At 73.8% G+C, this 21,131-nt stretch carries 16 protein-coding genes; 9 read left to right on the forward strand and 7 right to left on the reverse strand.

All coding sequences use genetic code 11. The features are described from left to right. Positions 1 to 115: 115 nt before the first annotated feature. Positions 116 to 1,258 carry a substrate-binding domain-containing protein gene (locus ACF08F_RS24300; protein WP_392300648.1) on the reverse strand — a complete coding sequence of 381 codons (1,143 nt, stop codon included), beginning with the start codon at positions 1,256 to 1,258 and terminating at the stop codon, positions 116 to 118. A 178-nt stretch (positions 1,259 to 1,436) separates the two neighbouring features. Here ACF08F_RS24300 and ACF08F_RS24305 point away from each other — a divergent pair, with 178 nt between their 5' ends. Then, a complete protein-coding gene (locus ACF08F_RS24305) occupies positions 1,437 to 3,314 on the forward strand; it encodes a DUF2264 domain-containing protein (protein WP_392300649.1) in 1,878 nt (625 codons plus the stop codon). 52 nt (positions 3,315 to 3,366) lie between these two features. Here ACF08F_RS24305 and ACF08F_RS24310 read toward each other — a convergent pair whose 3' ends face one another. Both ACF08F_RS24310 and ACF08F_RS24315 read right to left on the reverse strand, forming a co-directional pair. Beyond that, positions 3,367 to 4,140: an SDR family NAD(P)-dependent oxidoreductase gene (locus tag ACF08F_RS24310; RefSeq protein ID WP_392300650.1), complete on the reverse strand. Its 774-nt coding sequence runs from the start codon at positions 4,138 to 4,140 to the stop codon at positions 3,367 to 3,369. A gap of 9 nt (positions 4,141 to 4,149) precedes the next feature. Then, positions 4,150 to 4,830 carry an MOSC domain-containing protein gene (locus ACF08F_RS24315; protein ID WP_392300651.1) on the reverse strand — a complete coding sequence of 227 codons (681 nt, stop codon included), beginning with the start codon at positions 4,828 to 4,830 and terminating at the stop codon, positions 4,150 to 4,152. Between the two features lie 81 nt (positions 4,831 to 4,911). Between ACF08F_RS24315 and ACF08F_RS24320 the strand changes: the two genes are divergently transcribed. Continuing rightward, on the forward strand, positions 4,912 to 5,805 hold the full coding sequence (locus tag ACF08F_RS24320) for a LysR family transcriptional regulator (protein ID WP_392300652.1): 894 nt from the start codon (positions 4,912 to 4,914) through the stop codon (positions 5,803 to 5,805). 64 nt (positions 5,806 to 5,869) lie between these two features. Here ACF08F_RS24320 and ACF08F_RS24325 read toward each other — a convergent pair whose 3' ends face one another. After that, a complete protein-coding gene (locus ACF08F_RS24325) occupies positions 5,870 to 6,253 on the reverse strand; it encodes a WhiB family transcriptional regulator (RefSeq protein ID WP_392300653.1) in 384 nt (127 codons plus the stop codon). A gap of 434 nt (positions 6,254 to 6,687) precedes the next feature. Between ACF08F_RS24325 and ACF08F_RS24330 the strand changes: the two genes are divergently transcribed. From ACF08F_RS24330 to ACF08F_RS24345, 4 genes are all read left to right on the forward strand, one after another. Then, positions 6,688 to 7,299 (forward strand): response regulator transcription factor, encoded by a 612-nt coding sequence (locus ACF08F_RS24330; protein WP_003948568.1) that lies wholly within the window; start codon positions 6,688 to 6,690, stop codon positions 7,297 to 7,299. 243 nt (positions 7,300 to 7,542) lie between these two features. Beyond that, positions 7,543 to 8,145 carry a sigma-70 family RNA polymerase sigma factor gene (locus ACF08F_RS24335; protein ID WP_024756693.1) on the forward strand — a complete coding sequence of 201 codons (603 nt, stop codon included), beginning with the start codon at positions 7,543 to 7,545 and terminating at the stop codon, positions 8,143 to 8,145. Positions 8,146 to 8,285: 140 nt separating this feature from the next. Next, a complete protein-coding gene (gene guaB, locus ACF08F_RS24340) occupies positions 8,286 to 9,788 on the forward strand; it encodes an IMP dehydrogenase (protein ID WP_392300654.1) in 1,503 nt (500 codons plus the stop codon). A gap of 106 nt (positions 9,789 to 9,894) precedes the next feature. Beyond that, positions 9,895 to 11,019 carry a GuaB3 family IMP dehydrogenase-related protein gene (locus ACF08F_RS24345; RefSeq protein WP_150266931.1) on the forward strand — a complete coding sequence of 375 codons (1,125 nt, stop codon included), beginning with the start codon at positions 9,895 to 9,897 and terminating at the stop codon, positions 11,017 to 11,019. An 80-nt stretch (positions 11,020 to 11,099) separates the two neighbouring features. On the opposite strand, the gene ACF08F_RS24350 is transcribed toward ACF08F_RS24345, so the two are convergent. From ACF08F_RS24350 to ACF08F_RS24360, 3 genes are all read right to left on the reverse strand, one after another. Next, positions 11,100 to 11,417 carry a type II toxin-antitoxin system PemK/MazF family toxin gene (locus ACF08F_RS24350; RefSeq protein ID WP_392300655.1) on the reverse strand — a complete coding sequence of 106 codons (318 nt, stop codon included), beginning with the start codon at positions 11,415 to 11,417 and terminating at the stop codon, positions 11,100 to 11,102. After that, positions 11,414 to 11,614 carry a hypothetical protein gene (locus ACF08F_RS24355; protein ID WP_392300656.1) on the reverse strand — a complete coding sequence of 67 codons (201 nt, stop codon included), beginning with the start codon at positions 11,612 to 11,614 and terminating at the stop codon, positions 11,414 to 11,416. Before ACF08F_RS24355 ends, ACF08F_RS24350 begins: the two co-directional genes overlap by 4 nt. 67 nt (positions 11,615 to 11,681) lie before the next feature. Then, the gene (locus ACF08F_RS24360) at positions 11,682 to 12,923 is read right to left on the reverse strand and encodes a nucleotide sugar dehydrogenase (RefSeq protein WP_392300657.1); all 1,242 of its coding nucleotides are present in this window, start codon (positions 12,921 to 12,923) and stop codon (positions 11,682 to 11,684) included. A gap of 233 nt (positions 12,924 to 13,156) precedes the next feature. Between ACF08F_RS24360 and ACF08F_RS24365 the strand changes: the two genes are divergently transcribed. The 3 genes from ACF08F_RS24365 to ACF08F_RS24375 all read left to right on the forward strand — a co-directional run bounded on the left by ACF08F_RS24365 (position 13,157) and on the right by ACF08F_RS24375 (position 21,042). Then, a complete protein-coding gene (locus ACF08F_RS24365) occupies positions 13,157 to 14,863 on the forward strand; it encodes a glycerol-3-phosphate dehydrogenase/oxidase (protein WP_392300658.1) in 1,707 nt (568 codons plus the stop codon). A 205-nt stretch (positions 14,864 to 15,068) separates the two neighbouring features. After that, positions 15,069 to 17,636, forward strand: coding sequence for a serine/threonine-protein kinase (locus tag ACF08F_RS24370; protein ID WP_392300659.1), 2,568 nt, complete (start codon positions 15,069 to 15,071; stop codon positions 17,634 to 17,636). Positions 17,637 to 17,784: 148 nt separating this feature from the next. Next, positions 17,785 to 21,042 carry a protein kinase gene (locus tag ACF08F_RS24375; RefSeq protein ID WP_392300660.1) on the forward strand — a complete coding sequence of 1,086 codons (3,258 nt, stop codon included), beginning with the start codon at positions 17,785 to 17,787 and terminating at the stop codon, positions 21,040 to 21,042. Positions 21,043 to 21,131 lie beyond the last annotated feature (89 nt).

Raw genomic sequence — 21,131 nt, forward strand, 5'->3', positions numbered from 1 at the left:
GCGGGGAGGTTGTGGCCGTGATCCTGTGACCGTTCATGACCGAAGTCAAGAGCGAAAGATTGATTGATCGAAAAATGATCAGACGGGGGGAGTGGGGGATGGCGCCCCGGGGAGATCAGTCGGAGGGCGTGAGTCGCACCCCGCACGAGTCCCGCACCCGCAGCCGCGGCAGCAGGCTCAGGTGCCGCCGCGGCGCCTCCTCGCCGGAGCCCGCGTCCCCCGCCCCGCCCGTCGCGCCCGCCGCGCCCGCGGCGTCCTCGGTGAGTCGCTCCACCAGCAGCTCCGCGGCGTACCGCCCCACCTCGCGCTTGGGCGGGGCCACCGCCGTCAGCGGGGTGTCGGCCAGGGCCGCGACCTCGTCGTCGTACGCGATCAGGGCCAGGTCCTGCGGCACCCGTACACCCAGCTCGGCCAGGCGCTGAACGATCTCGATCGCGTCCACGTCGTTGTGGACGAGCGCCGCGCCCGCGAGACCCGAGCGGACCGCCTCGTACAGCGCCCGCACGGCCCGCTCGAAGCCCTCCGGGTCCGCCTCGGCCGGTACGGACTCGATGACCGGCCGGGGCTCCTTCAGGCCCAGCGTGCCCAGCGCCTCGGCGTACCCGGCGCGCACCGCGAGCGCGGTCGGGGAGTCCCCGCGGGCCACCAGCAGCGGCGTCGCGTGACCGAGTCCGAGCAGGTGGCGCAGGGCGAGCAGGACCCCGTGGCCGTGGTCGGAGGCGACCCGGTCCAGGCCGTCGAGCGGGCTGCCGGGCTCGGCCCTGCGCTCCAGGAGCACGGCCGGTACGGGGAGTTCGGCCAGCCAGTCCCCGTACGCGAGCCGGTCCTCGGGCCCGCGCCAGCCGGGTGCGACCAGGACGCCCTCGGCGCCCGCCGCGAGCAGCCCCTCGGTGCGGGCGCGGTCCTCCTCCGGCCGGTAGTCCGAGACGCGCAGCACCAGCCGGGCGCCGGCCCGGGCCGCGGCCTCGTGCGCACCCCGGATGACCTCGGCGAAGTAGTACGTGGCGGAGGGCGCGAGCAGGCCGAGGACCAGGCCCTCGCCGGGCCGTGCCGCGCCCGGCGCGCCTTGCCCGCCGGGCCACGACACCTGGCCGTGCACCCGGTCGAGCAGGCCCTGCGCGGCCAGCGCCTCGACGTCCCGGCGGGCGGTGACGGGGGAGACCCCGAGCCGCTCGGCCAGTTCGGCGACACGGGCGGTGCCGCGCTCGCGGACCAGGGCCAGCAGTCGGTCGTGTCGTTCGGCGGCACTCTCGCGCACGGTGCGGTTCCCCCTCGCGGTGGTGATGGTCCCTGGACCGGGTATCCGGACTCTAGTCCACGAATGATCGAACGACGGAAGTTTCGATCATTCGCTCCGAATCCCTTGACGTCCGATCGAAGCCTCTTCAGGATTCCCGGCGACGCAGCCGTCACCCAGGGAGCCCTCAGGGAGCATCATGCCCACGCCGCCCGAGAACCGTGAGCTCAGCCCGTACACCGGCTGGACCCGCGCCCACTGGGAGACCACGGCCGACCGGCTCCTGACGGCCGTCCGCCCGTACGCCTCCCCCCGCGGCGCCCTGATCGACCTCCCCGGACCCCGCCCCAGCTGGTCCGGCGCCCGCTCCGACGGCCTGGAGGGCTGGGCCCGCACCTTCCTCCTCGCGGCCCTCCGCGTCGCGGGAAACCGGGGGGAGGACCCGCACGGCCACCTCGCCCGGTACGCCGAAGGCCTCGCCGCGGGCACGGCCCGGCCCGGCACCGACGGCCCCGACTCCTGGCCCCTCACGACCGGCACCCGCCAGGCGGTCGTCGAGTCCGCCTCGGTCGCCCTCGGCCTCCGCCTCACCCGCCCCTGGCTCTGGGACCGTCTCGACGACCGCACCCGCCACCGCGTCGTCGACTGGCTCCGCCCCGCCCTCCGGCCGTCCCCCGTCGACAACAACTGGTGGCTCTTCGGCCTCACCGTCGCCGGCTTCCTCCAGGACGCCGGAGCCGAGACCGACCGGGCCGCCGCCACCGTCGACCGCTCCCTCGCCCGCATCGAGGACTGGTACCTCGGCGACGGCTGGTACAGCGACGGCGACAACCGCGCCTTCGACCACTACAACGCCTGGGCCCTGCACTTCTACCCGGTCCTCCACGCCCACCTCGCCGGCGACCGGGAGCTCCTCGACCGGTACGGGCCCCGCCTGCGTCGCCACCTCGACGACCACGTCCACCTCTTCGACGCGAACGGCGCCCCGCTCCCGTACGGGCGCTCCCTGATCTACCGGTTCGCCGCGGCCGCCGCCCCCTGGCTCGGCACCCTCACCGGCCACACCCCGCTCACCCCCGGCGCGACCCGCCGCCTCGCCTCCGGCTCCCTGCGCCACTTCCTCGACCGCGGCGCCACCGACCCGCGCGGGCTCCTCACCCTCGGCTGGCACGGCCCCTACCCGCCACTGCTCCAGGAGTACTCGGGCCCCGGCTCCCCCTACTGGGCGTCCAAGGGCTTCCTCGGGCTCCTCCTGCCCCCGGACCACCCCGCCTGGACCGACCCCGAGGAAGCGCTCCCGGCCGAACGGACCGATACCGTCCGCCCCTTCGCCCCCGCCGGGCTGCTCGTCCAGACGACCGCCGCCGACGGACTCGTACGCCTCCACAACCACGGCAGCAACCACGTCCACAGCGCCCCCGGCGCCGAGGACGACCCCGGCTACGCCCGCCACGCCTACTCCACCCGCACCGGCCCCAGCACCGGCCGGGCCCCCGCCGACAACCACTTCGCCCTGCTCACGGCCGACGGCCGGGCCACCACGCGCGGTCCCGCCGTCCCGGCCGGCACGGGGCCGGACTGGGCGGCCTCGCTGCACACCCCCCGCCCCGGCGTCCGGGTCCTCTCGGCGACCCTCGCCCACGGCCGCGCCGAGGTCCGCGCCCACCTCGTGCTCGGCGCCCCGGAGGGGACACCCGTACGGCAGACGGGCTGGGCCACCACCCCCGACGGGCCGCGCGCCGAGCTCCACCCGGTCCACGGCTACCCCGCCGACGCCGAGGCCGCCGAACTGCTCACCGGGGAGACCCTTCAGGGCCCGGACACGCGCACCCTGGCGCTCCACGGGACGACCACCGGCCCGGCCACGCTCTTCGTCGCCCTCGCCTCGCTGACCGCCGACCCGGCCGACAGGCCCGTGACCGCCCTGACGGACGTCCGGGTCACCGGCCACACCCTCCACGTGACCTGGCGGGACGGGAACGACGAGGGGAACGACAAGGGGAACGACGACGAGACGGGCGGCACCGGCACCACCGCGACCACCCGACTGGACCTCGACGCCCTCGTCCCGGCGTGAACCGGCACCGGACGCCGCCGGTGCGCCCCTCCCGCGGCCCCTCGCCCGTCGCCTACTTCGGGCCGTACTTGCGGCCGGCCCTGGAGGAGACCCCGCCGAGCAGACCGCGCGGCGCCAGCTTCACCACGCCCATCAGGGCCTTGTAGCGGGGGTCGGGGATCGACAGGGTCTTCCCCCGCCCCAGGTCGCCGAGCGCCGCCGTCACCAGCTTGTCCGCGTCGAGCCACATCCAGCCCGGGATGTTGTCCGTCCCCATCCCGGCCCGCTCGTGGAACTCCGTCCGCACGAAGCCGGGGCAGAGCGCCATCAGCCGCACCCCGCTGCCCGCGAGGTCACGCGCCGCGCCCTGGGTGAACTGCACGACCCAGGCCTTCGACGCCCCGTACGTCCCACGGGGCACGAACGCCGCCACCGAGGCGACGTTCACGACCGCGCCGCGGCCGCGCTCCTTCATCGAGCCGGCCGCGGCCGAGGTCAGCCGCAGCACCGCCTCGCAGTGCACCGTCAGCATCTTCAGCTCGTCGGCCATGGACACTTCGAGGAAGCGGCCCTTGTTGCCGAAGCCGGCGTTGTTCACCAGCACGTCGACCGGCTGCTTCGGGTCCGAGAGCCGCGCCTCGACGGCCGCGATGCCCTGCTCCTCGGCCAGGTCCGCCGCGAGCACCTCGGCCTCCACGCCGTGCCGGTCGTGCAGTTCGGTGGCCTGCTCCCGGAGCCGCTTCACGTCCCGGGCCACCAGCACGACGTCGTGACCGTCCGCCGCCAGCCTCCGTGCGAAGGCGGCGCCGATGCCCGCGGTGGCGCCCGTAATCAGTGCAGTCGTCATACCGGCACGTTAGTGCCCCGCCCGGCCGTACTTCTCCGCGTACTGGCGCGCGACCGCCAGCAGCCCCGACTCCATCCACTCCGCGGCGACCAAGGTCTCCGGCAGCAGCGTGCGTTCGGTGGTCGCCGCGCGGTGCAGCAGCGCGACGGTGACCTCGTGGTCCGGCCGGTGCACGACCGTGATCGGGTCGCCCGCCCGCACCTCGCCCGGCACGATCACCCGCAGCAGCGCGCCGGGTCCGGCCGTGGACTGCGTGAACCGCTTGACCCAGCCCTTCTCCTCCACGAAGCCCGCGAACGTCCGGCACGGGATGCGCCCGCCGGTCACCTCCAGGACGACCTCGTCGCCGATCCGCCAACGCTCCCCGATCAGGGCGCCGTTCACGTCGAGCCCGAGCGTCGTGAGGTTCTCGCCGAAGGAGCCGTTGGCCAGCTCCCGCCCGAGCTCCCGCTCCCACCGGTCCAGGTCCTCACGGGCGAAGGCGTACGCCGCCCGGTCGTGGCCGCCGTGGAACCGCAGGTCGCAGACCTCGTCCCCGGCCACCCCGCTGCCCCCGACGCCCGGCGGCCCCGGCGCCTCGATCCGTACGGGCCCCTCGACGGGGCGCTTGTCGATGGCCGTCCTCTTCGACGGGGACTCCGTGTACTCCGCCGGCCGGGCCCGGCCCGCGTTCACGCTCAACAAGGTCATGGAGAAACCCTACGGCGACCGTCCCCAAAGGAACATCTATGTATTCGCCTCTGGATCCAAGAGTCCCTTATGCTTGACCGTATGATCGAGGCACGCCATCTCCGCGTCCTGCGCGCCGTCGCGGCCACCGGCTCCTTCTCGGCCGCCGCGCGCGAACTCGGCTGCACCCAGCCCGCCGTCAGCCAGCAGATGAAGGCGCTCGAAAGCTCCGCCGGCACCCCGCTGCTGATCCGCACGGGCCGCGAGATGCGCCTCACCCAGGCCGGCGAGGTCCTGGTCCGCCACGCCTCCGGCATCCTCGCGGGGCTCACCGCCGCCGAGGAGGAGGTCGCCGCCATCGCCGGACTCCGCGCGGGCCGCGTCCGCCTGGTCTCGTTCCCCAGCGGCAGCTCCACCCTCGTCCCCACCGCGCTCGCCGCCCTGCGCGCCGCGCACCCCGGCACCCGGGTCTCCCTCGTCGAGGCGGAGCCGCCGCGCTCGATCGAGATGCTCCGGGAGGGCGACTGCGACGTGGCCCTCGCCTTCCGGTACGGGGCGGGGCAGGCCGAGTGGGACGACCTCGTCGTCCGCCCGCTGCTCGCGGACCGGCTCGTGGGGCTCGTGCCCGAGGGGCACCGGCTCGCCGAGGCGGGGTCGGTCGGGATCGCGGAGCTCGCGGAGGAGTCCTGGATCGCGGGCTGCCCGCGCTGCCGCCGCCAGCTCGTGGACGTGTGCGAGGAGGCCGGCTTCACCCCGCGCATCGACTTCGCCACCGACGACTACCCGGCCGTGGTGGGCCTCGTCGGCGCGGGCCTGGGCGTCGCCGTCCTGCCCGCGCTCGCCATCGAGTCCGTACGCCCCAAGGGGGCGCGGACCGTGACCGTGGAGCCCGCCGTGGAGCGGGAGATCGTGGCCCTGACCCTGCCGGACCTGGCCCAGGTCCCGGCCGTCGCCGCCACGCTCACCGAGCTGACCCGCGCCGCCACGCGCGCGTAGGCACTGCGCCACGCGCGCGTGGGCGCGGTCGTGTACCAGTAGTTCCGCCTGTTCGGTCGCAGGCTCAACGCTCGCTGAAGAAACGTTCCTTCACATCGGATGTCGTCATGGACGTCATGGGTGTCACGGTGGTGACGGGCGCGGGTGCCGGTGCCGCCGAGATCAGGCGGTTCCGGGCGCGTCCCATGAGCTCTTCGCGTTCGTCCTCGGTGAGGCCGCCCCATACGCCGTAGGGCTCCCGCACGGCGAGTGCGTGTGCCGCGCACTCCGCGCGTACCGGGCACCGCATGCAGACCTCTTTCGCCGAGTTCTCGCGCGCACTCCGTGCCGCGCCGCGCTCTCCCTCGGGGTGGAAGAACAGGGAGCTGTCCACCCCGCGGCAGGCCGCGAGGAGTTGCCAGTCCCACAGATCGGCGTTGGGTCCGGGAAGGCGGGAGAAATCTGCCATTGCGCTAGTCCCCTTGAAACCGTGTCGAACGGATAGGTGGGCGGGTGGATGGCTGATCGTCAGGGGCTCTCCTGGGCCCCGCGTGTCGGGCTAGTACAACTACTGTCGAAGTAGATGTAAATATGACTCATTGCGAATCTAGCCACAGACACTGCGAAAAGGGAAGAAAACCCGCTAAATGGGGCATAGCTTTCGATGATGGGCAGATAGGCCGCGTCGCTCTCCTCCGCTTACGGCTCCTCACGTAGAGTGCCGAAGGCTGCCGTCCGACCCGTAACTCTTTCGAGTGACCGTCGTTGAGTGTGCGGAGGCGGTTGAAGGAACAAGCGATCGGGCAGGTGTCCGAGAGCGTCAATCGCACAGGTGACGATTACGTACCAGCCCTGGAGGCTCAAGGTGACGCGCAACAGCTGCGAGAGCCACGGAGGTCAGTCATGACATCCGTCCTCGTCTGCGATGACTCCCCGCTTGCCCGAGAGGCGCTCCGCCGCGCGGTCGCGACCGTGCCCGGCGTCGAGCGAGTGACGACCGCGGCCAACGGCGAGGAAGTCCTCCGCCGCTGGGGCGCGGACCGCTCGGACCTGATTCTGATGGACGTACGCATGCCCGGTCTGGGTGGCGTGGAGACCGTCCGCAGGCTCCTCTCCGCGGACCCCGGTGCCCGGATCATCATGCTCACGGTCGCCGAGGACCTCGACGGCGTCGCGCTCGCGGTCGCCGCGGGTGCCCGTGGCTATCTGCACAAGGACGCCTCGCGCGCCGAGCTGCGGGCCACCGTCACCCAGGCGCTCGCCGACCCGACCTGGCGGCTGGCCCCGCGCCGGCTCCGTTCGGCCGAGATGGGTGCCGCGCCGACGCTCACCGCGCGCGAGATCCAGGTGCTCGAAGGCATGAGCCACGGCCGGTCCAACGCGGAGATCGGGCGCGAGCTCTTCCTCTCCGAGGACACGGTCAAGACGCACGCCCGGCGCCTCTTCAAGAAGCTGGGCGCCTCGGACCGGGCGCATGCGGTCGCGCTGGGTTTCCGCTGGGGCCTGGTGCGCTGAGTCGCAGGTCACCGGCCGTATCCCCGTCCTCGTCCGCGTCCGTCGCGGGGTGGACGGGGTGGGCTTGTGTCACTTCCCCGCGGAATGACGCATCCTTGAGATGTGGAGTTCCTCGGGGACGAGTCGGTCGAGCGTGAGGGGAGGGCGCGGGAGATGAGCGCCGGCGCACCTGCTCATAACGCTTCGGTGCACAACTACGGACGCGGTGCCGCGGACGCAGAGGCGTCGGGGCACCATGGAGCGATGCGCGACGACGAGACCGTGGGGTCCCCCATGCCTGCCGGGCAGGGGGAGATCGGCGCGCTCGTGCGCCGCGCGGTCGAGGGCGACGCCCAGGCCACGCACGACCTGCTGGCGCGTGTGCACCCGCTCGCCCTGCGGTACTGCCGCGCCCGCCTGAACAGGCTTCCCGGGGACGCCCGCCACTTCGTGGAGGACCTCGCGCAGGAGGTCTGCGTCGCCGTCCTGATGGCCCTGCCGCGCTACAAGGACACCGGCAGGCCCTTCGAGGCCTTCGTCTTCGCCATCGCCGGACACAAGGTCGCCGACCTCCAGCGGGCCGCCATGCGGCACCCCGGGTCCACGGCCGTGCCCTCCGACGAGATGCCGGAGCGGCCCGACGACTCCCTCGGCCCCGAGGAGCGTGCGCTGCTCAGCGACGACGCCGAGTGGGCCAAGAAGCTCCTCGCCAACCTCCCGGAGAACCAGCGCGAGCTGCTCGTCCTGCGGGTCGCCGTGGGGCTGACCGCCGAGGAGACCGGGCAGATGCTCGGCATGTCCCCGGGGGCCGTCCGGGTCGCGCAGCACCGCGCGCTCAGCCGGCTCCGGGCGCTGGCCGAGCAGTAAGCCTCAATGGGGCCAGTTGGCCCTTTCGTACACGTGCGAACGTCCAAACCTTGCGCCTGATCTTGATCGTGGAATGAGACACGGCTCCAGCCCGTTAGCATGGACGTCCGCACCGATCAAGGCCATTTGGGGAAGGTGTCATGACTGCAAACGTCGACGGAGTGCCCGAGAAATTCGCGACACTCGGGCTGACCTACGACGACGTGCTGCTGCTGCCGGGCGCGTCCGAGGTCCTCCCGAACGCGGTCGACACCTCGTCCCGCATCTCCCGGAACGTCCGCGTGAACATCCCGCTGCTCTCGGCGGCGATGGACAAGGTCACCGAGTCCCGCATGGCCATCGCCATGGCGCGGCAGGGTGGCGTGGGCGTCCTGCACCGCAACCTGTCGATCGAGGACCAGGTCAACCAGGTCGACCTGGTGAAGCGCTCCGAGTCCGGCATGGTGACCGACCCGATCACCGTGCACCCGGACGCCACGCTGGCCGAGGCCGACGCGCTGTGCGCCAAGTTCCGCATCAGCGGCGTCCCGGTCACCGACCCGGCGGGCAAGCTGCTCGGCATCGTCACCAACCGCGACATGGCCTTCGAGTCGGACCGCAGCCGCCAGGTGCGCGAGGTCATGACCCCGATGCCGCTGGTCACGGGCAAGGTCGGCATCTCCGGCCTGGACGCCATGGAGCTGCTGCGCCGTCACAAGATCGAGAAGCTGCCGCTCGTCGACGAGTCCGGCATCCTCAAGGGCCTCATCACGGTCAAGGACTTCGTCAAGGCCGAGAAGTACCCGCACGCGGCCAAGGACTCCGAGGGCCGGCTGCTCGTCGGCGCGGCCGTCGGTGCCAGCCCCGAGGCGCTGGAGCGCGCGCAGGGCCTGGCCGCCGCGGGCGTCGACTTCCTCATCGTCGACACGTCCCACGGCCACAACAGCAACGCCCTGAACTGGATGGCGAAGATCAAGTCCAGCGTCGACGTCGACGTCATCGGCGGCAACGTCGCGACGCGTGACGGCGCGCAGGCCCTGATCGACGCTGGTGTCGACGGCGTCAAGGTCGGTGTGGGCCCCGGCTCCATCTGCACCACCCGCGTCGTCGCCGGCATCGGCGTCCCGCAGGTCACCGCGATCTACGAGGCGGCCCTCGCCGCCCGCGCGGCCGGCGTCCCGGTCATCGGCGACGGCGGCCTGCAGTACTCCGGCGACATCGGCAAGGCGCTCGCCGCCGGCGCCGACACGGTCATGCTGGGCAGCCTGCTCGCCGGGTGCGAGGAGTCCCCGGGCGAGCTGCAGTTCATCAACGGCAAGCAGTTCAAGTCGTACCGCGGCATGGGCTCGCTCGGCGCGATGCAGTCCCGCGGCCAGGGCCGGTCCTACTCCAAGGACCGCTACTTCCAGGCCGAGGTCGCCTCGGACGACAAGCTCGTCCCCGAGGGCATCGAGGGCCAGGTGCCCTACCGCGGCCCCCTGGCCAACGTCCTGCACCAGCTCGTCGGCGGTCTCCGCCAGACCATGGGCTACGTGGGCGCCGCCACCATCGAGGAGATGGAGACGAAGGGCCGCTTCGTCCGGATCACGTCCGCGGGCCTCAAGGAGAGCCACCCGCACGACATCCAGATGACGGTCGAGGCGCCGAACTACAGCAGGAAGTAACACAGCGCGACGCGTGGGGGCGGTTCCGGCATGTGGCCGGAGCCGCCCCCCACGCTTGTGTCGGGGATACTGGTAGGCGCAGACGTAGAGGGAAAGGCCACACATCGTGACTGAGATCGAGATCGGGCGCGGCAAGCGCGGCCGCAGGGCGTACGCGTTCGACGACATCGCCGTCGTCCCCAGCCGGCGCACCCGGGACCCGAAGGAGGTCTCGATCGCCTGGCAGATCGACGCCTACCGTTTCGAGCTGCCGTTCCTGGCCGCTCCCATGGACTCGGTCGTGTCGCCGCAGACCGCCATCCGCATCGGCGAGCTGGGCGGCCTCGGCGTCCTGAACCTCGAAGGTCTCTGGACCCGGTACGAGGACCCGCAGCCGCTGCTCGACGAGATCGCGGAGCTGGACGAGGCCACCGCGACCCGCCGTCTGCAGGAGATCTACTCCGCCCCCATCAAGGAGGAGCTGATCGGGCAGCGCATCAAGGAGGTGCGCGACTCCGGTGTCGTCACCGCCGCCGCGCTCTCCCCGCAGCGCACCGCACAGTTCTCCAAGGCCGTCGTCGACGCCGGCGTGGACATCTTCGTCATCCGCGGCACGACGGTCTCCGCCGAGCACGTCTCGGGCGCGTCCGAGCCGCTGAACCTGAAGCAGTTCATCTACGAGCTGGACGTCCCGGTCATCGTCGGCGGCTGCGCCACGTACACCGCGGCCCTCCACCTGATGCGCACCGGCGCGGCGGGCGTCCTCGTCGGCTTCGGCGGCGGCGCGGCACACACCACGCGCAACGTGCTGGGCATCCAGGTCCCGATGGCGACCGCGGTCGCCGACGTGGCCGCGGCCCGCCGCGACTACATGGACGAGTCCGGCGGCCGGTACGTGCACGTCATCGCCGACGGCGGCGTCGGCTGGTCCGGCGACCTGCCGAAGGCGATCGCCTGCGGCGCCGACGCCGTCATGATGGGCTCCCCGCTGGCCCGCGCCACGGACGCGCCCGGCAAGGGCCACCACTGGGGCATGGAGGCCGTCCACGAGGACGTGCCGCGCGGCAAGCTGGTCGACCTGGGCATCGTCGGCACCACCGAGGAGATCCTCGCGGGCCCGTCGCACATCCCGGACGGTTCGATGAACTTCTTCGGCGCCCTGCGCCGGGCGATGGCCACGACGGGCTACACGGAGCTCAAGGAGTTCCAGCGCGTCGAGGTCACCGTCGCGGACGCGCAGCACAAGCGCTGACCCGCCGTACGCACAGGGAGGGGCCCCGCACCGGGTGGTGCGGGGCCCCTCCGCGTACGGGTACGGGTGCCGCTGTGGCCTCACAGGCCGAGGTACTGGCTCACGGCCTGTTCCACGAGGGCGAGTTCGTGGTGGTCGAGGAAGTGCACCGGATCGCCGTGGACGAACCGGACGTCGATCGTGCGGATCTGGTCCACGAGCAGCCGGGTGGGCGTCCCCGCGATCTCCAGCTCGGGGCGGAAGACGGACGGCTGGGCGCTCGTGGACGCGGGGATGATCGTGGCCACGCTCCACGGCATGGCGCTGGGGCTCAGGACGAGGCCGTACCGCTTGCCGCGCTGCTCGTGCCCGCGCTTCGCGTCCCCGAGGTCGACCCGGTAGACGGCGCCGCGGATCACCAGGCGTCCTCTTCGGAGGCCAGGTCCTCGTCCGCGAGGCGCTCCGCGTCCGCACGGGCCTGCGTGAGCCACTGCTCGCGCTCCAGCAGGCGCAGGGCGCGGCGGATCACGTCACTGGTGCCTTCGCCCTCGCGCATCGCGGTCCTGATGATGCGGTCGTCTTCCTGGGTGGGTCGGAACCCTATGGTCGTCGCCATGTGACGAGGCTACCGCCGTGTTGCACAAGCGTGCAACATGTGTTGCACGGGGCTGCGGGTGGCCTCGTCAGAGGCGGTGGGCCGCGCCGCCGGGGGTGGCGCCGCGGGTGTCGAGGAGGAGCTGGGCCTTCACCGAGAGGCCCTGGAGGTCGTACGTGCGGTGGTGCTGGAGCAGCACCGTCAGGTCCGCGTGGGCGGCGGCCTCGTAGAGGGAGTCCGCGCGCGGGACGGGGAGTTCGCGGACGCTCCAGTCAGGGACGTGCGGGTCGTGGTAGCTGACGGCCGCGCCCAGGTCCATGAGGCGGCGGGCGATCTCGTCGGCGGGGGAGCCCTGACGGTCCGGGAGATCGGGCTTGTAGGTGACGCCGAGGAGCAGGATTCGGGCGCCGCGGGCCGACTTGCCGTGCTCGTTGAGGAGGGTGGCGGCGCGCTGGACGACGTACTGGGGCATGCGTTCGTTGACCTGGCCGGCGAGTTCGACGAGGCGGAGCGGGCGGTGGGCGCCGATCGTGTCGACGGGGGCGCCGTGGCCGCCGACGCCGGGGCCCGGGCGGAAGGCCTGGAAGCCGAAGGGCTTGGTCTCGGCGCAGCGGATGACGTCCCAGAGGTCGACGCCGAGTTCGTGGCAGAGGACCGCCATCTCGTTGACGAGGGCGATGTTGACGTGCCGGAAGTTGGTCTCCAGGAGCTTGACCGTCTCGGCCTCGCGCGGGCCACGCGCGCGGACGACCTTGTCGGTGAGCCGGCCGTAGAAGGCGGCGGCGGACTCCGTGCAGGCGGGGGTGAGGCCGCCGATGACCTTGGGGGTGCCGGCGAAGCCGTGGGTGCGGTTGCCGGGGTCGAGGCGGCCGGGGGAGTAGGCGAGGTGGAAGTCGCGGCCGGCGCGGAGCCCCGAGCCCGCTTCGAGGACCTCGCGGAGGAGGCCCTCGGTGGTGCCGGGCGGGACGGGGGACTCCAGGAGGACGGTGGTGTGCGGGCGCAGCCGGGCGGCGAGGGCGCGCGCGGCGTCGGTGACGGCGGTGAGGTCGAGGGTGCGGTCGGGGCCGAGGGGCGTCGGCGCGCAGAGGACGGCGGTGCGGACGCGGCCGAGTTCGGCGGTGTTCGTGGTGGGGCGGAAGCCGCCCGCGAGCATCCGGCGGATCTCCGGTGTGGTGAGCGAGCCGTCGACCGGGGGGCGGCCGGCGGCGAGTTCGGCGACGGGGCGGGGGTCGGTGTCGTAGCCGACGGTGGCGATGCCTGCGGCGGTGGCGGCCTGGGCGAGGGGGAGTCCGTGGTGGCCGAGGCCGATGACGGCGAGATCAGCGGGCATGGGGGGTGGGCCGTCCTTCCCAGTAGCCGGAGGGGACGCGAGGCGCAACCCCGGTGGACAGAACGGGGAGAGCGCAATGTCAGACTAGGCGTAAATATGACCGATATGTGGCATTGCGGAGCCGAAGGTCGCCGAGTGTTATCCACAGGGTGGCGGCGAGGCGGTGGCTGAAGTCGCCGGAGCGGGCCAGAATCGAAACCGGGACGGCTCGGGGACGACGGGAGGCGGCAGTGGTGAGGACAGCGACACTGGGACCGGCCGAGCGCACCGAGGCGCTCACGGCCATGGCGGAGCGCGAGTTGGACGTACTGGTCGTCGGCGCCGGAGTGGTCGGCGCGGGCATCGCGCTCGACGCGGTCACGAGAGGGCTCTCCACCGGCATCGTCGAGGCCCGCGACTGGGCCTCCGGCACGTCGAGCCGGTCCAGCAAGCTCATCCACGGCGGCCTGCGTTACCTGGAGATGCTGGACTTCGCGCTGGTGCGGGAGGCGCTCAAGGAGCGCGGACTGCTCCTGGAGCGGCTCGCCCCCCACCTGGTGAAGCCCGTCCCCTTCCTCTACCCGCTCCAGCACAAGGGCTGGGAGCGGTTCTACGCGGGCTCGGGCGTCGCGCTGTACGACGCGATGTCCCTCTCCTCCGGCCACGGCCGGGGCCTGCCCGTGCACCGCCACCTCTCCCGGCGGAACGCCCTGCGGGTCGCGCCCTGCCTCAAGAAGGACGCCCTGGTCGGCGCCCTCCAGTACTACGACGCCCAGATGGACGACGCCCGCTTCGTCACCACCCTCGTGCGCACGGCCGCCGCCTACGGCGCCAGGGCCGCCAGCCGGGCCCGGGTCGTCGGCTTCCTCCGCGAGGGCGAGCGTGTCGTCGGCGCGCGCGTCCAGGACGTCGAGTCCGGCGGCTCGTACGAGATCCGGGCCAAGCAGATCGTCAACGCCACCGGGGTGTGGACGGACGACACCCAGGCACTCATCGGCGAGCGCGGCCAGTTCCACGTCCGCGCCTCGAAGGGCATCCATCTGGTCGTGCCCAAGGACCGCATCCACTCGACCACCGGGCTCATCCTGCGCACCGAGAAGTCCGTCCTCTTCGTCATCCCCTGGGGACGGCACTGGATCGTCGGCACCACCGACACCGACTGGGACCTCGACAAGGCCCACCCGGCCGCGTCGAGCGCCGACATCGACTACCTCCTGGAGCATGTGAACACCGTGCTCGCCACCCCGCTCACCCGGGACGACGTCCAGGGCGTCTACGCGGGCCTGCGCCCCCTGCTCGCGGGCGAGTCGGACGCCACGAGCAAGCTCTCGCGCGAGCACACCGTCGCCCACCCGGTCCCCGGCCTCGTCGTGGTGGCCGGCGGCAAGTACACGACGTACCGGGTCATGGCCAAGGACGCCGTGGACGAGGCGGTCCACGGCCTCGACCAGCGGGTGGCCGCCTGCGTCACCGAGGACGTCCCGCTCCTCGGCGCCGAGGGCTACCGGGCCCTGTGGAACGCCCGCGCGAGAACGGCCGCGAGGACCGGGCTGCACGTCGTCCGGGTCGAGCATCTGCTCAACCGGTACGGCTCCCTGACGGAGCAGATCCTCGACCTGATCGCCGCGGACCCCGGCCTCGGGGAACCGCTCGCCGCCGCCGACGACTACCTGCGCGCCGAGATCGTCTACGCCGCCTCGCACGAGGGCGCGCGCCATCTCGACGACGTCCTCACCCGGCGGACCAGGATCTCCATCGAGACCTTCGATCGGGGGACGCGCAGCGCGCGCGAGTGCGCGGAGCTGATGGCACCCGTCCTGGGCTGGGACGCCCTCCAGATCGACAAGGAGGTCGAGCACTACGAGAAGCGGGTCGAGGCCGAACGGGAGTCGCAGCGCCAGCCCGACGACCTGACGGCGGACGCCGCACGGCTCGGGGCGCCGGACATCGTGCCGATCTGACGGGACGTTTCCGGCGGGACGTCCGTGTCGTCCGGAATCCGATGGGAACCTGGGGGGTGCCTACGGGCGTCGTCATCCCGGAGTACGGACCCGGGGGCGGCACCCGTCCTGAGGTGAGGGACAATGGCCTCTCTTCCAGGGCGGGTTACCGCATCGCGCGGGAAGCGGCATTCGCGGCGGAGATCAGGGATCGCAGAGGGGACGCATGTCGGAGGCGGAGCAGTCGCGGAACACGGCGAGGGACCCCCGGCGGGACGCCGCCGCGGGGGCCGCGACCGACGGCGACCGAGGGGCGGTCCCGGCCGCACGCGAGGCGGAGCGGGACCCGCGAGTCGTGAAGGACGCGCAGGTCACGGACGTTTCGGCGGGCCCGGACGGCGTGGAGCGCGCAGACGGCGAGCCGCGCGCGGACAGCACGGAGGGCACGGCTGACGCAGCCTCGGCCGAGGGCTCCGGCGATGCCGCGAGCGCTGGCGGCACCGACGGCGCGAAGGCTGACGCGGCGTCCGAGGCCGTGGCCGACGCGGTGTCCGACGCGCCTCGGGGTGTCCCGGGCGGGGCGTCCGGCGGCTCCGGCGATGGTTCTTCCGGTGGTTCCTCCGGTTCCTCTTCCGGTGGTTCCTCTTCCGGTGGTTCCTCTTCCGGTGGTTCCTCCGACAGCTCCGTCGGCGAGCCCTCCGGAGTGACGGGCCGCCTGCGCGGCACCGAGCCCTCGACCGGCCGGGCCGGCTTCGGCGCCGGGGACGGCGACGGCGAGAGCGGCCGCGCCGCGCGCGGGAGCAGCAGGGCCACCGGCGGCTTCGGAGGCGACCGGCTGCGCAAGGACCCGGTGACCGAGGGCAGGCTGCTCGCCGGCCGCTACCGGCTCGGCGTGGTGCTCGGCCGCGGCGGCATGGGCACCGTGTGGCGCGCGGTCGACGAGACCCTGGGCCGCACCGTCGCCGTCAAGGAGCTCCGCTTCCCCACGAGCATCGACGACGACGAGAAGCGACGCCTCATCACCCGGACGCTGCGCGAGGCGAAGGCCATCGCCCGGATCCGCAACAACGGCGCCGTGACCGTCTACGACGTCGTCGACGAGGACGACCGTCCCTGGATCGTCATGGAGCTCATCGAGGGCAAGTCGCTCGCCGACGCCGTGCGCGAGGACGGCACCCTCACGCCCCGCCGCGCCGCCGAGGTGGGCCTCGCCATCCTCGACGTCCTGCGCTCCGCGCACCGCGAGGGCATCCTCCACCGCGACGTGAAGCCGTCGAACGTCCTGATCGCCGACGACGGCCGGGTCGTCCTCACCGACTTCGGCATCGCCCAGGTCGAGGGCGACCCCTCGATCACCTCCACCGGCATGCTCGTCGGCGCGCCCTCCTACATCTCGCCGGAGCGCGCCCGCGGCCACAAGCCCGGACCGGCCGCCGACCTGTGGTCGCTGGGCGGACTGATCTACGCGGCCGTCGAGGGCAGCCCGCCCTACGACAAGGGCTCCGCCATCGCCACCCTCACGGCGGTGATGACCGAGCCGGTCGACCCCCCGAAGAACGCGGGCCCCGAGCTGGAGCAGGTCATCTACGGCCTGCTCGCCAAGGACCCGGCCCAGCGCCTCGACGACGCCCGCGCGCGCGTCCTGCTCCGGGCCGTGCTCGACGCGCCCGAGGCGCCGCCCGCGGTCTCGCCCGAGGTCACCACGGTCATACCGCTGCCGCCGCGCCCCGACCGGGCCCCGGCGGAGCCGGCCGCCGCCCGGACCGCGGCGCCCGAGGCGGCGGTCGCCGCCGACCGGGTGCGGGGCGCGCTGAAGTCCGTGCGCAACGCGGCGGCGTCGGCGAAGGCCGAGCCGAAGGCGAGGCCGGGGAGGCCGAAGCCGGCGGAGCCCCTGCAGGGGGGCGGCCGACAGGCTCCGGCCCGCGCGGCGCTGACCGATGTCGTCCCGCGCCGGACGCTGGTGATCATCGCCGCGGTCGCCGTGCTCGCCCTGCTCGGCACGATCCTGACCGTCTCCCTCGGCGGCGGCGACGAGAAGGAGAAGCAGAGCCAGGGCACCGGCGGCACGACGGCCTCGGCCGGCGCGTCCGGCGGCGCCGACGGGTCCGGCGGGTCCGAGGGCTCCGGCGGCGACGGCCAGACGCCGGGCGGCCCGGGCCAGCAGGGCGGAGCGCAGCCCGGAGGCGCCGGATCCAACGGGTCGACGGGCGACACGGGCACGACGGGCACGACGGGGACGACCACCGGCACGACGGTCGGGACCACGGTCGGCACGACGACCGGGCAGGGCGGCACCAAGCCGTCCGGCAAGCCCAGCGGTGGCGCGGGCGCGCAGCTCCCGGCCGGCTACACCCTCGTCACCAACGCGAAGCTCCACTTCTCCATGGCGATGCCCGTCGCCTTCAAGCCCCGCTCGATACCGGGATACGCCCTCGGCGTCATCTTCAACGAGAGCGGCGGTTTCCCGCGCGTCCAGGTCGACTTCAACGACAGCCCGAAGGACAACGCGCAGAGCGCCTGGGAACTGGCCAAGGCCGGAGTCGCCGTCACCAGCCAGGACTACGACCACATCGGCATAAGGTCGGTCTCCTACAAGGGCTACCCGACCGTCGCCGACTGGGAGTTCACGCGCACCCAGAAGGGCATGACCGTCCGCGTGCTCAACCGCGGCTTCAAGGTCGACGACACGCACGGCTACTCCATCATGATCACCTGCAAGGCGGACGAGTGGGACGGCGCCGAGTGCCGGACCCTGCGGGAGACGGCGTTCGCCACGTTCAGCCCCAAGGACTGACCGGCGCCACGTATCGTGAGAGTTCGTGGACCGTACGCAGTCGACAACTGCCGCTAACTGCACGGTGCCGGACCGGAAATGACGGACTCGCGCGATCCGACGGAACCGCGGGTCCGCGGGGGACAGCGTGCGCGCGTGGGGAGGCGTCGTGGACGACTACGCGGGAAGGGTGCTGGCGGACCGCTACCGCCTGCCGCTGCCGCCGACCGGCACGGACGCGGGCCTGGGCCCGGACGCGTACGACTTCGCCGAGACGCGCGCCTTCGACACGTACAGCGGGCAGGAGGTCCTGGTCCGGCAGGTGCCCCTGCCGGAGTTCGTGGACGCCGAGGTGCTCGACGGCGCGGGCGGTTCCCCGCAGCCCTACGGGAGCGCCGGGCGGGCGACCCGACGGCCGGCCGAGCCCGTCGTCCGCCGCGCGATCGAAGCGGCCCAGGCCGCCGCGCAGATTCCCGACCATCCCCTGCTCGACCAGGTCTTCGACGTCTTCGCGGAGGCCGGCTCCCTCTGGATAGTGAGCGAGGTCGTGGCGGCCAGGCCGCTCTCCGCGCTCCTCGCCGAGCAGCCCCTCAACCCGTACCGGGCGGCCGAGATCGGCGCCGACGTCCTCACCGCCCTGCGCGCGCTCCACGCCCACGGCTGGGTCCACCGGAACATCACCGCCCGGACCGTGCTCGTCTGCGACGACGGGCGGGTGGTCCTCACGGGCCTCGCCGTGGGCGCCGCGGAAGAGGCCCTGTGCGGGTACGCGCCGGTGCCGGAGCCGGGCGACGACGAGCGGGAGTTCGGGGCGAGGTACGGGGCCGGGACGGGCTCGGGGACGGGCTCCGGGTTCGCGTCCCGGGAGTTCGAGCCCGACTTCCCGCTCGCACCGGAGCCCGAGTTCACCGAGGTGTACAGCGCCGACCTGTACGAGGCCGAGGTCTACGAGGAGACCGAGGACGAGGACGGGGACGCGGAGGAGCCCGGGGAGGGCTTCGAGGGCGGCTACGCGGCCGTCTACGAGGAGGAGTTCGAGGAGGCGGAGGAGGGCTCCGAGGAGCTCGCGTACGGGACGGACCCGGACGAGGGCCCGCTCGGGGAGTTCACCGCCGACGCCCCCGCCTCCGGGGGGTACGGCTCCGCCGAGCACGGCTCCGAGGGGTACGGCTCCGGCGCCTACGCATCGGGCGTGTACGCCTCCGAGGAGTACGGCTCCGGCGCCCACCGGTCCGAGGGGTACGGCTCCGGCGCCCACGCCGCCGACTCCGCGCCGGGTTTCGACGACGGCGCCGACGGGGCAGGGACCGACGCGTACGGACAGGAGCCCTACGGGGCCGACCCGTACGGCGCCGGGGCGAGGTCCGCGCCCGGACCCCGGACCGGGGCCGTGCCCCCGGCCGGCGCCCCGCCGCCCACCGCCGACGTGCGGGCCGCCAGGGCCGGGGCCATCGCCGCGTACCGCGCGGGGGCGCGTGCGGCGGCGCGGCTCGGCGAGTCCGGGGCGCTCCCCGGCCAACGCCCCGCCCCGACCGAACCGCCCACGGCCCGGAACGAGGCGCCGGGCCAGGACGGGACACCGCCCCGGGCGCCGGTCCCGGCACCCGCGCCGCCGCCCGCCCCGGTGCCCGCGTCCGGCGCGCCCGAGCCGCAGTGGTGGTCGCAGACGGCGGACGACGAGGACGACGAGGACGACGAGGACGACGACGACGCGACCGGCGGCTCGGCGTACGGCGGCCCGCGGTCCGGCCCCCCGCCGCGCGTGCACCTCGCCGGCAACTGGAGCGACGGCCCCCATGCGGCGCGCGACGGCTCCGGACCGATCCCCGCCGGCGGTTCGGGCCCCGGCCGCGGCCCCGTGCTGCCCGGCTCGGGCCGTCCGGCGCTGCCCGCCGGGTACACGGCCGCGACCCCCGAACCGGCCCGCCTCCCGGTCCCCGCCGGCGCCGCGGGACCGCCCGAGCGGGCCGCCGTACCGGCCCAGGTCCACCGCGGACCCACCACGCGCCTCGACGCCGAGCGGGCCCGCCAGACCCGGATCGCCGTCGTCGGCGCGGTCACCGAGCGCTGGGCGCCCGAGCAGGCCGGCCCCGTGCACGAGAACTGGCGGCTCGCCCCGCCCATCGGCCCCGCGACCGATCTGTGGGCGCTCGGCGCGCTGCTCTACCGGGCCGTCCAGGGCCACGCCCCCTACCCCGAGGAGAGCGCCGCCGAGCTCGTCCAACTGGTCTGCGCCGAACCGCCCGCCTTCGCCGAGGAGTGCGGGCCGCTGCGCCCGGTCGTGGAGTCCCTGCTGCGCCAGGACCCCACCGAGCGCCCCGACTTCGAGGAGCTGCGCGGCTGGCTGCGCTCCCTCGTGCGGTCGGCCCCGGAGCCCGAGGCCGGCCTCGGAGCCGTACCGCTGCCGTCCTTCGACGAGACGCGGCTGCCGATCGTGCGCCGCCGCGGCGAGCTGGTGCGCCGGCGCCGCAAGGGCGCGGGCGCCGGGGCGGGCCGCCACCGCCACAAGCGCGGCAAGGACCCCCGCCCCGAGCCTTCGGCGCCGTCCGCGCCGCTCGCGACGGCCTTCCACGAACCCGGCCCCGAGGTCGCCCACCAGGGCGGATACGCCGACACACGGGCGGAGTTCCAGGAGGAGATCCCGCAGCGCGCGCCCCGTGCCCCCCGCACGCCCCGCGGCCCCGCCCGGGGTGCGGGCTCGCCGCGCGCCCTCGGCCGTACGCTGCTGCTGGCCGTGCTGCTCCTGCTCGGCGGGGCCGTGGCGTACGCGGTCCTCTTCCTGCCCGGCGAGGGCGAGGAGCCGGGTGCGTCCCCGCGTACCTCCGCACCCGCCAACGGCCCGTCCGCGACCACGGACCGGCCCGCCGAGCCGACGGACGGGGCGACCGCGAAGCCGTCCGCCAAGCCGTCCGCCACACCGTCGGGGAAGCCGTCCACCACCCCGCCCGCGGCCGATCCGTCGGCGCCCGCCCTGGCAGCCGGGTACACCCTGCGCCAGGACCCGGAGGGCTTCCGGATCGGGGTCCCGGACGGCTGGCGGCGCAGCTCCGTCAACGACGCCGGGCAAGTGCGCTACACCGACGGCGACTTCACGATGATCGTCGTCCCCGGCCGGGACACGGTCGCGGCGCACGGCTCCGACCCGCTGGAGTACCAGAACTCCAAGGAGCGCGAGCTGGAGCCCTCGCGGGTGTCCAGCTGGTCGGGCACGGAGTGGACCCGCAAGGTCGTCGTCGGCACCACCGTGACGGCCACGGGCAGCTACTGGTGGCTGGACGGTTCGGGCCGTCAGGTCGCCGTCCGGAACCTCGCCCTGATCGACGACGGCCGGTACTGGGTCGTGCTGGTCATCGGCCCGAAGGACGAGCACGACAAGGTCGCGGAGATCCACGACGAGGCGACGAAGGCGTTCCGTCCGGGGCGCTGAACCCGAGGGGGACACGGGGCCGCCCGGGGCGCCGGGGCCGAGGGGGGCGCCGGGTGGTCCGGTGGGGCGTCACCGTCCCCCGGTCACAG

It is taken from the genome of Streptomyces sp. NPDC015130 (assembly GCF_043080005.1).
Classification (GTDB): Bacteria; Actinomycetota; Actinomycetes; order Streptomycetales; family Streptomycetaceae; genus Streptomyces.

Excerpts from the sequence above, each read along its gene's own strand:
- ACF08F_RS24305 (WP_392300649.1), top strand. The coding sequence starts at position 1,437 with ATGCCCACGCCGCCCGAGAACCGTGAGCTCAGCCCGTACACCGGCTGG.
- ACF08F_RS24310 (WP_392300650.1), bottom strand. The coding sequence starts at position 4,140 with ATGACGACTGCACTGATTACGGGCGCCACCGCGGGCATCGGCGCCGCC.
- ACF08F_RS24315 (WP_392300651.1), bottom strand. The coding sequence starts at position 4,830 with ATGACCTTGTTGAGCGTGAACGCGGGCCGGGCCCGGCCGGCGGAGTAC.
- ACF08F_RS24320 (WP_392300652.1), top strand. The coding sequence starts at position 4,912 with ATGATCGAGGCACGCCATCTCCGCGTCCTGCGCGCCGTCGCGGCCACC.
- ACF08F_RS24325 (WP_392300653.1), bottom strand. The coding sequence starts at position 6,253 with ATGGCAGATTTCTCCCGCCTTCCCGGACCCAACGCCGATCTGTGGGAC.
- ACF08F_RS24330 (WP_003948568.1), top strand. The coding sequence starts at position 6,688 with ATGACATCCGTCCTCGTCTGCGATGACTCCCCGCTTGCCCGAGAGGCG.
- ACF08F_RS24335 (WP_024756693.1), top strand. The coding sequence starts at position 7,543 with ATGCGCGACGACGAGACCGTGGGGTCCCCCATGCCTGCCGGGCAGGGG.
- guaB (WP_392300654.1), top strand. The coding sequence starts at position 8,286 with ATGACTGCAAACGTCGACGGAGTGCCCGAGAAATTCGCGACACTCGGG.
- ACF08F_RS24355 (WP_392300656.1), bottom strand. The coding sequence starts at position 11,614 with ATGGCGACGACCATAGGGTTCCGACCCACCCAGGAAGACGACCGCATC.
- ACF08F_RS24360 (WP_392300657.1), bottom strand. The coding sequence starts at position 12,923 with ATGCCCGCTGATCTCGCCGTCATCGGCCTCGGCCACCACGGACTCCCC.
- ACF08F_RS24370 (WP_392300659.1), top strand. The coding sequence starts at position 15,069 with ATGTCGGAGGCGGAGCAGTCGCGGAACACGGCGAGGGACCCCCGGCGG.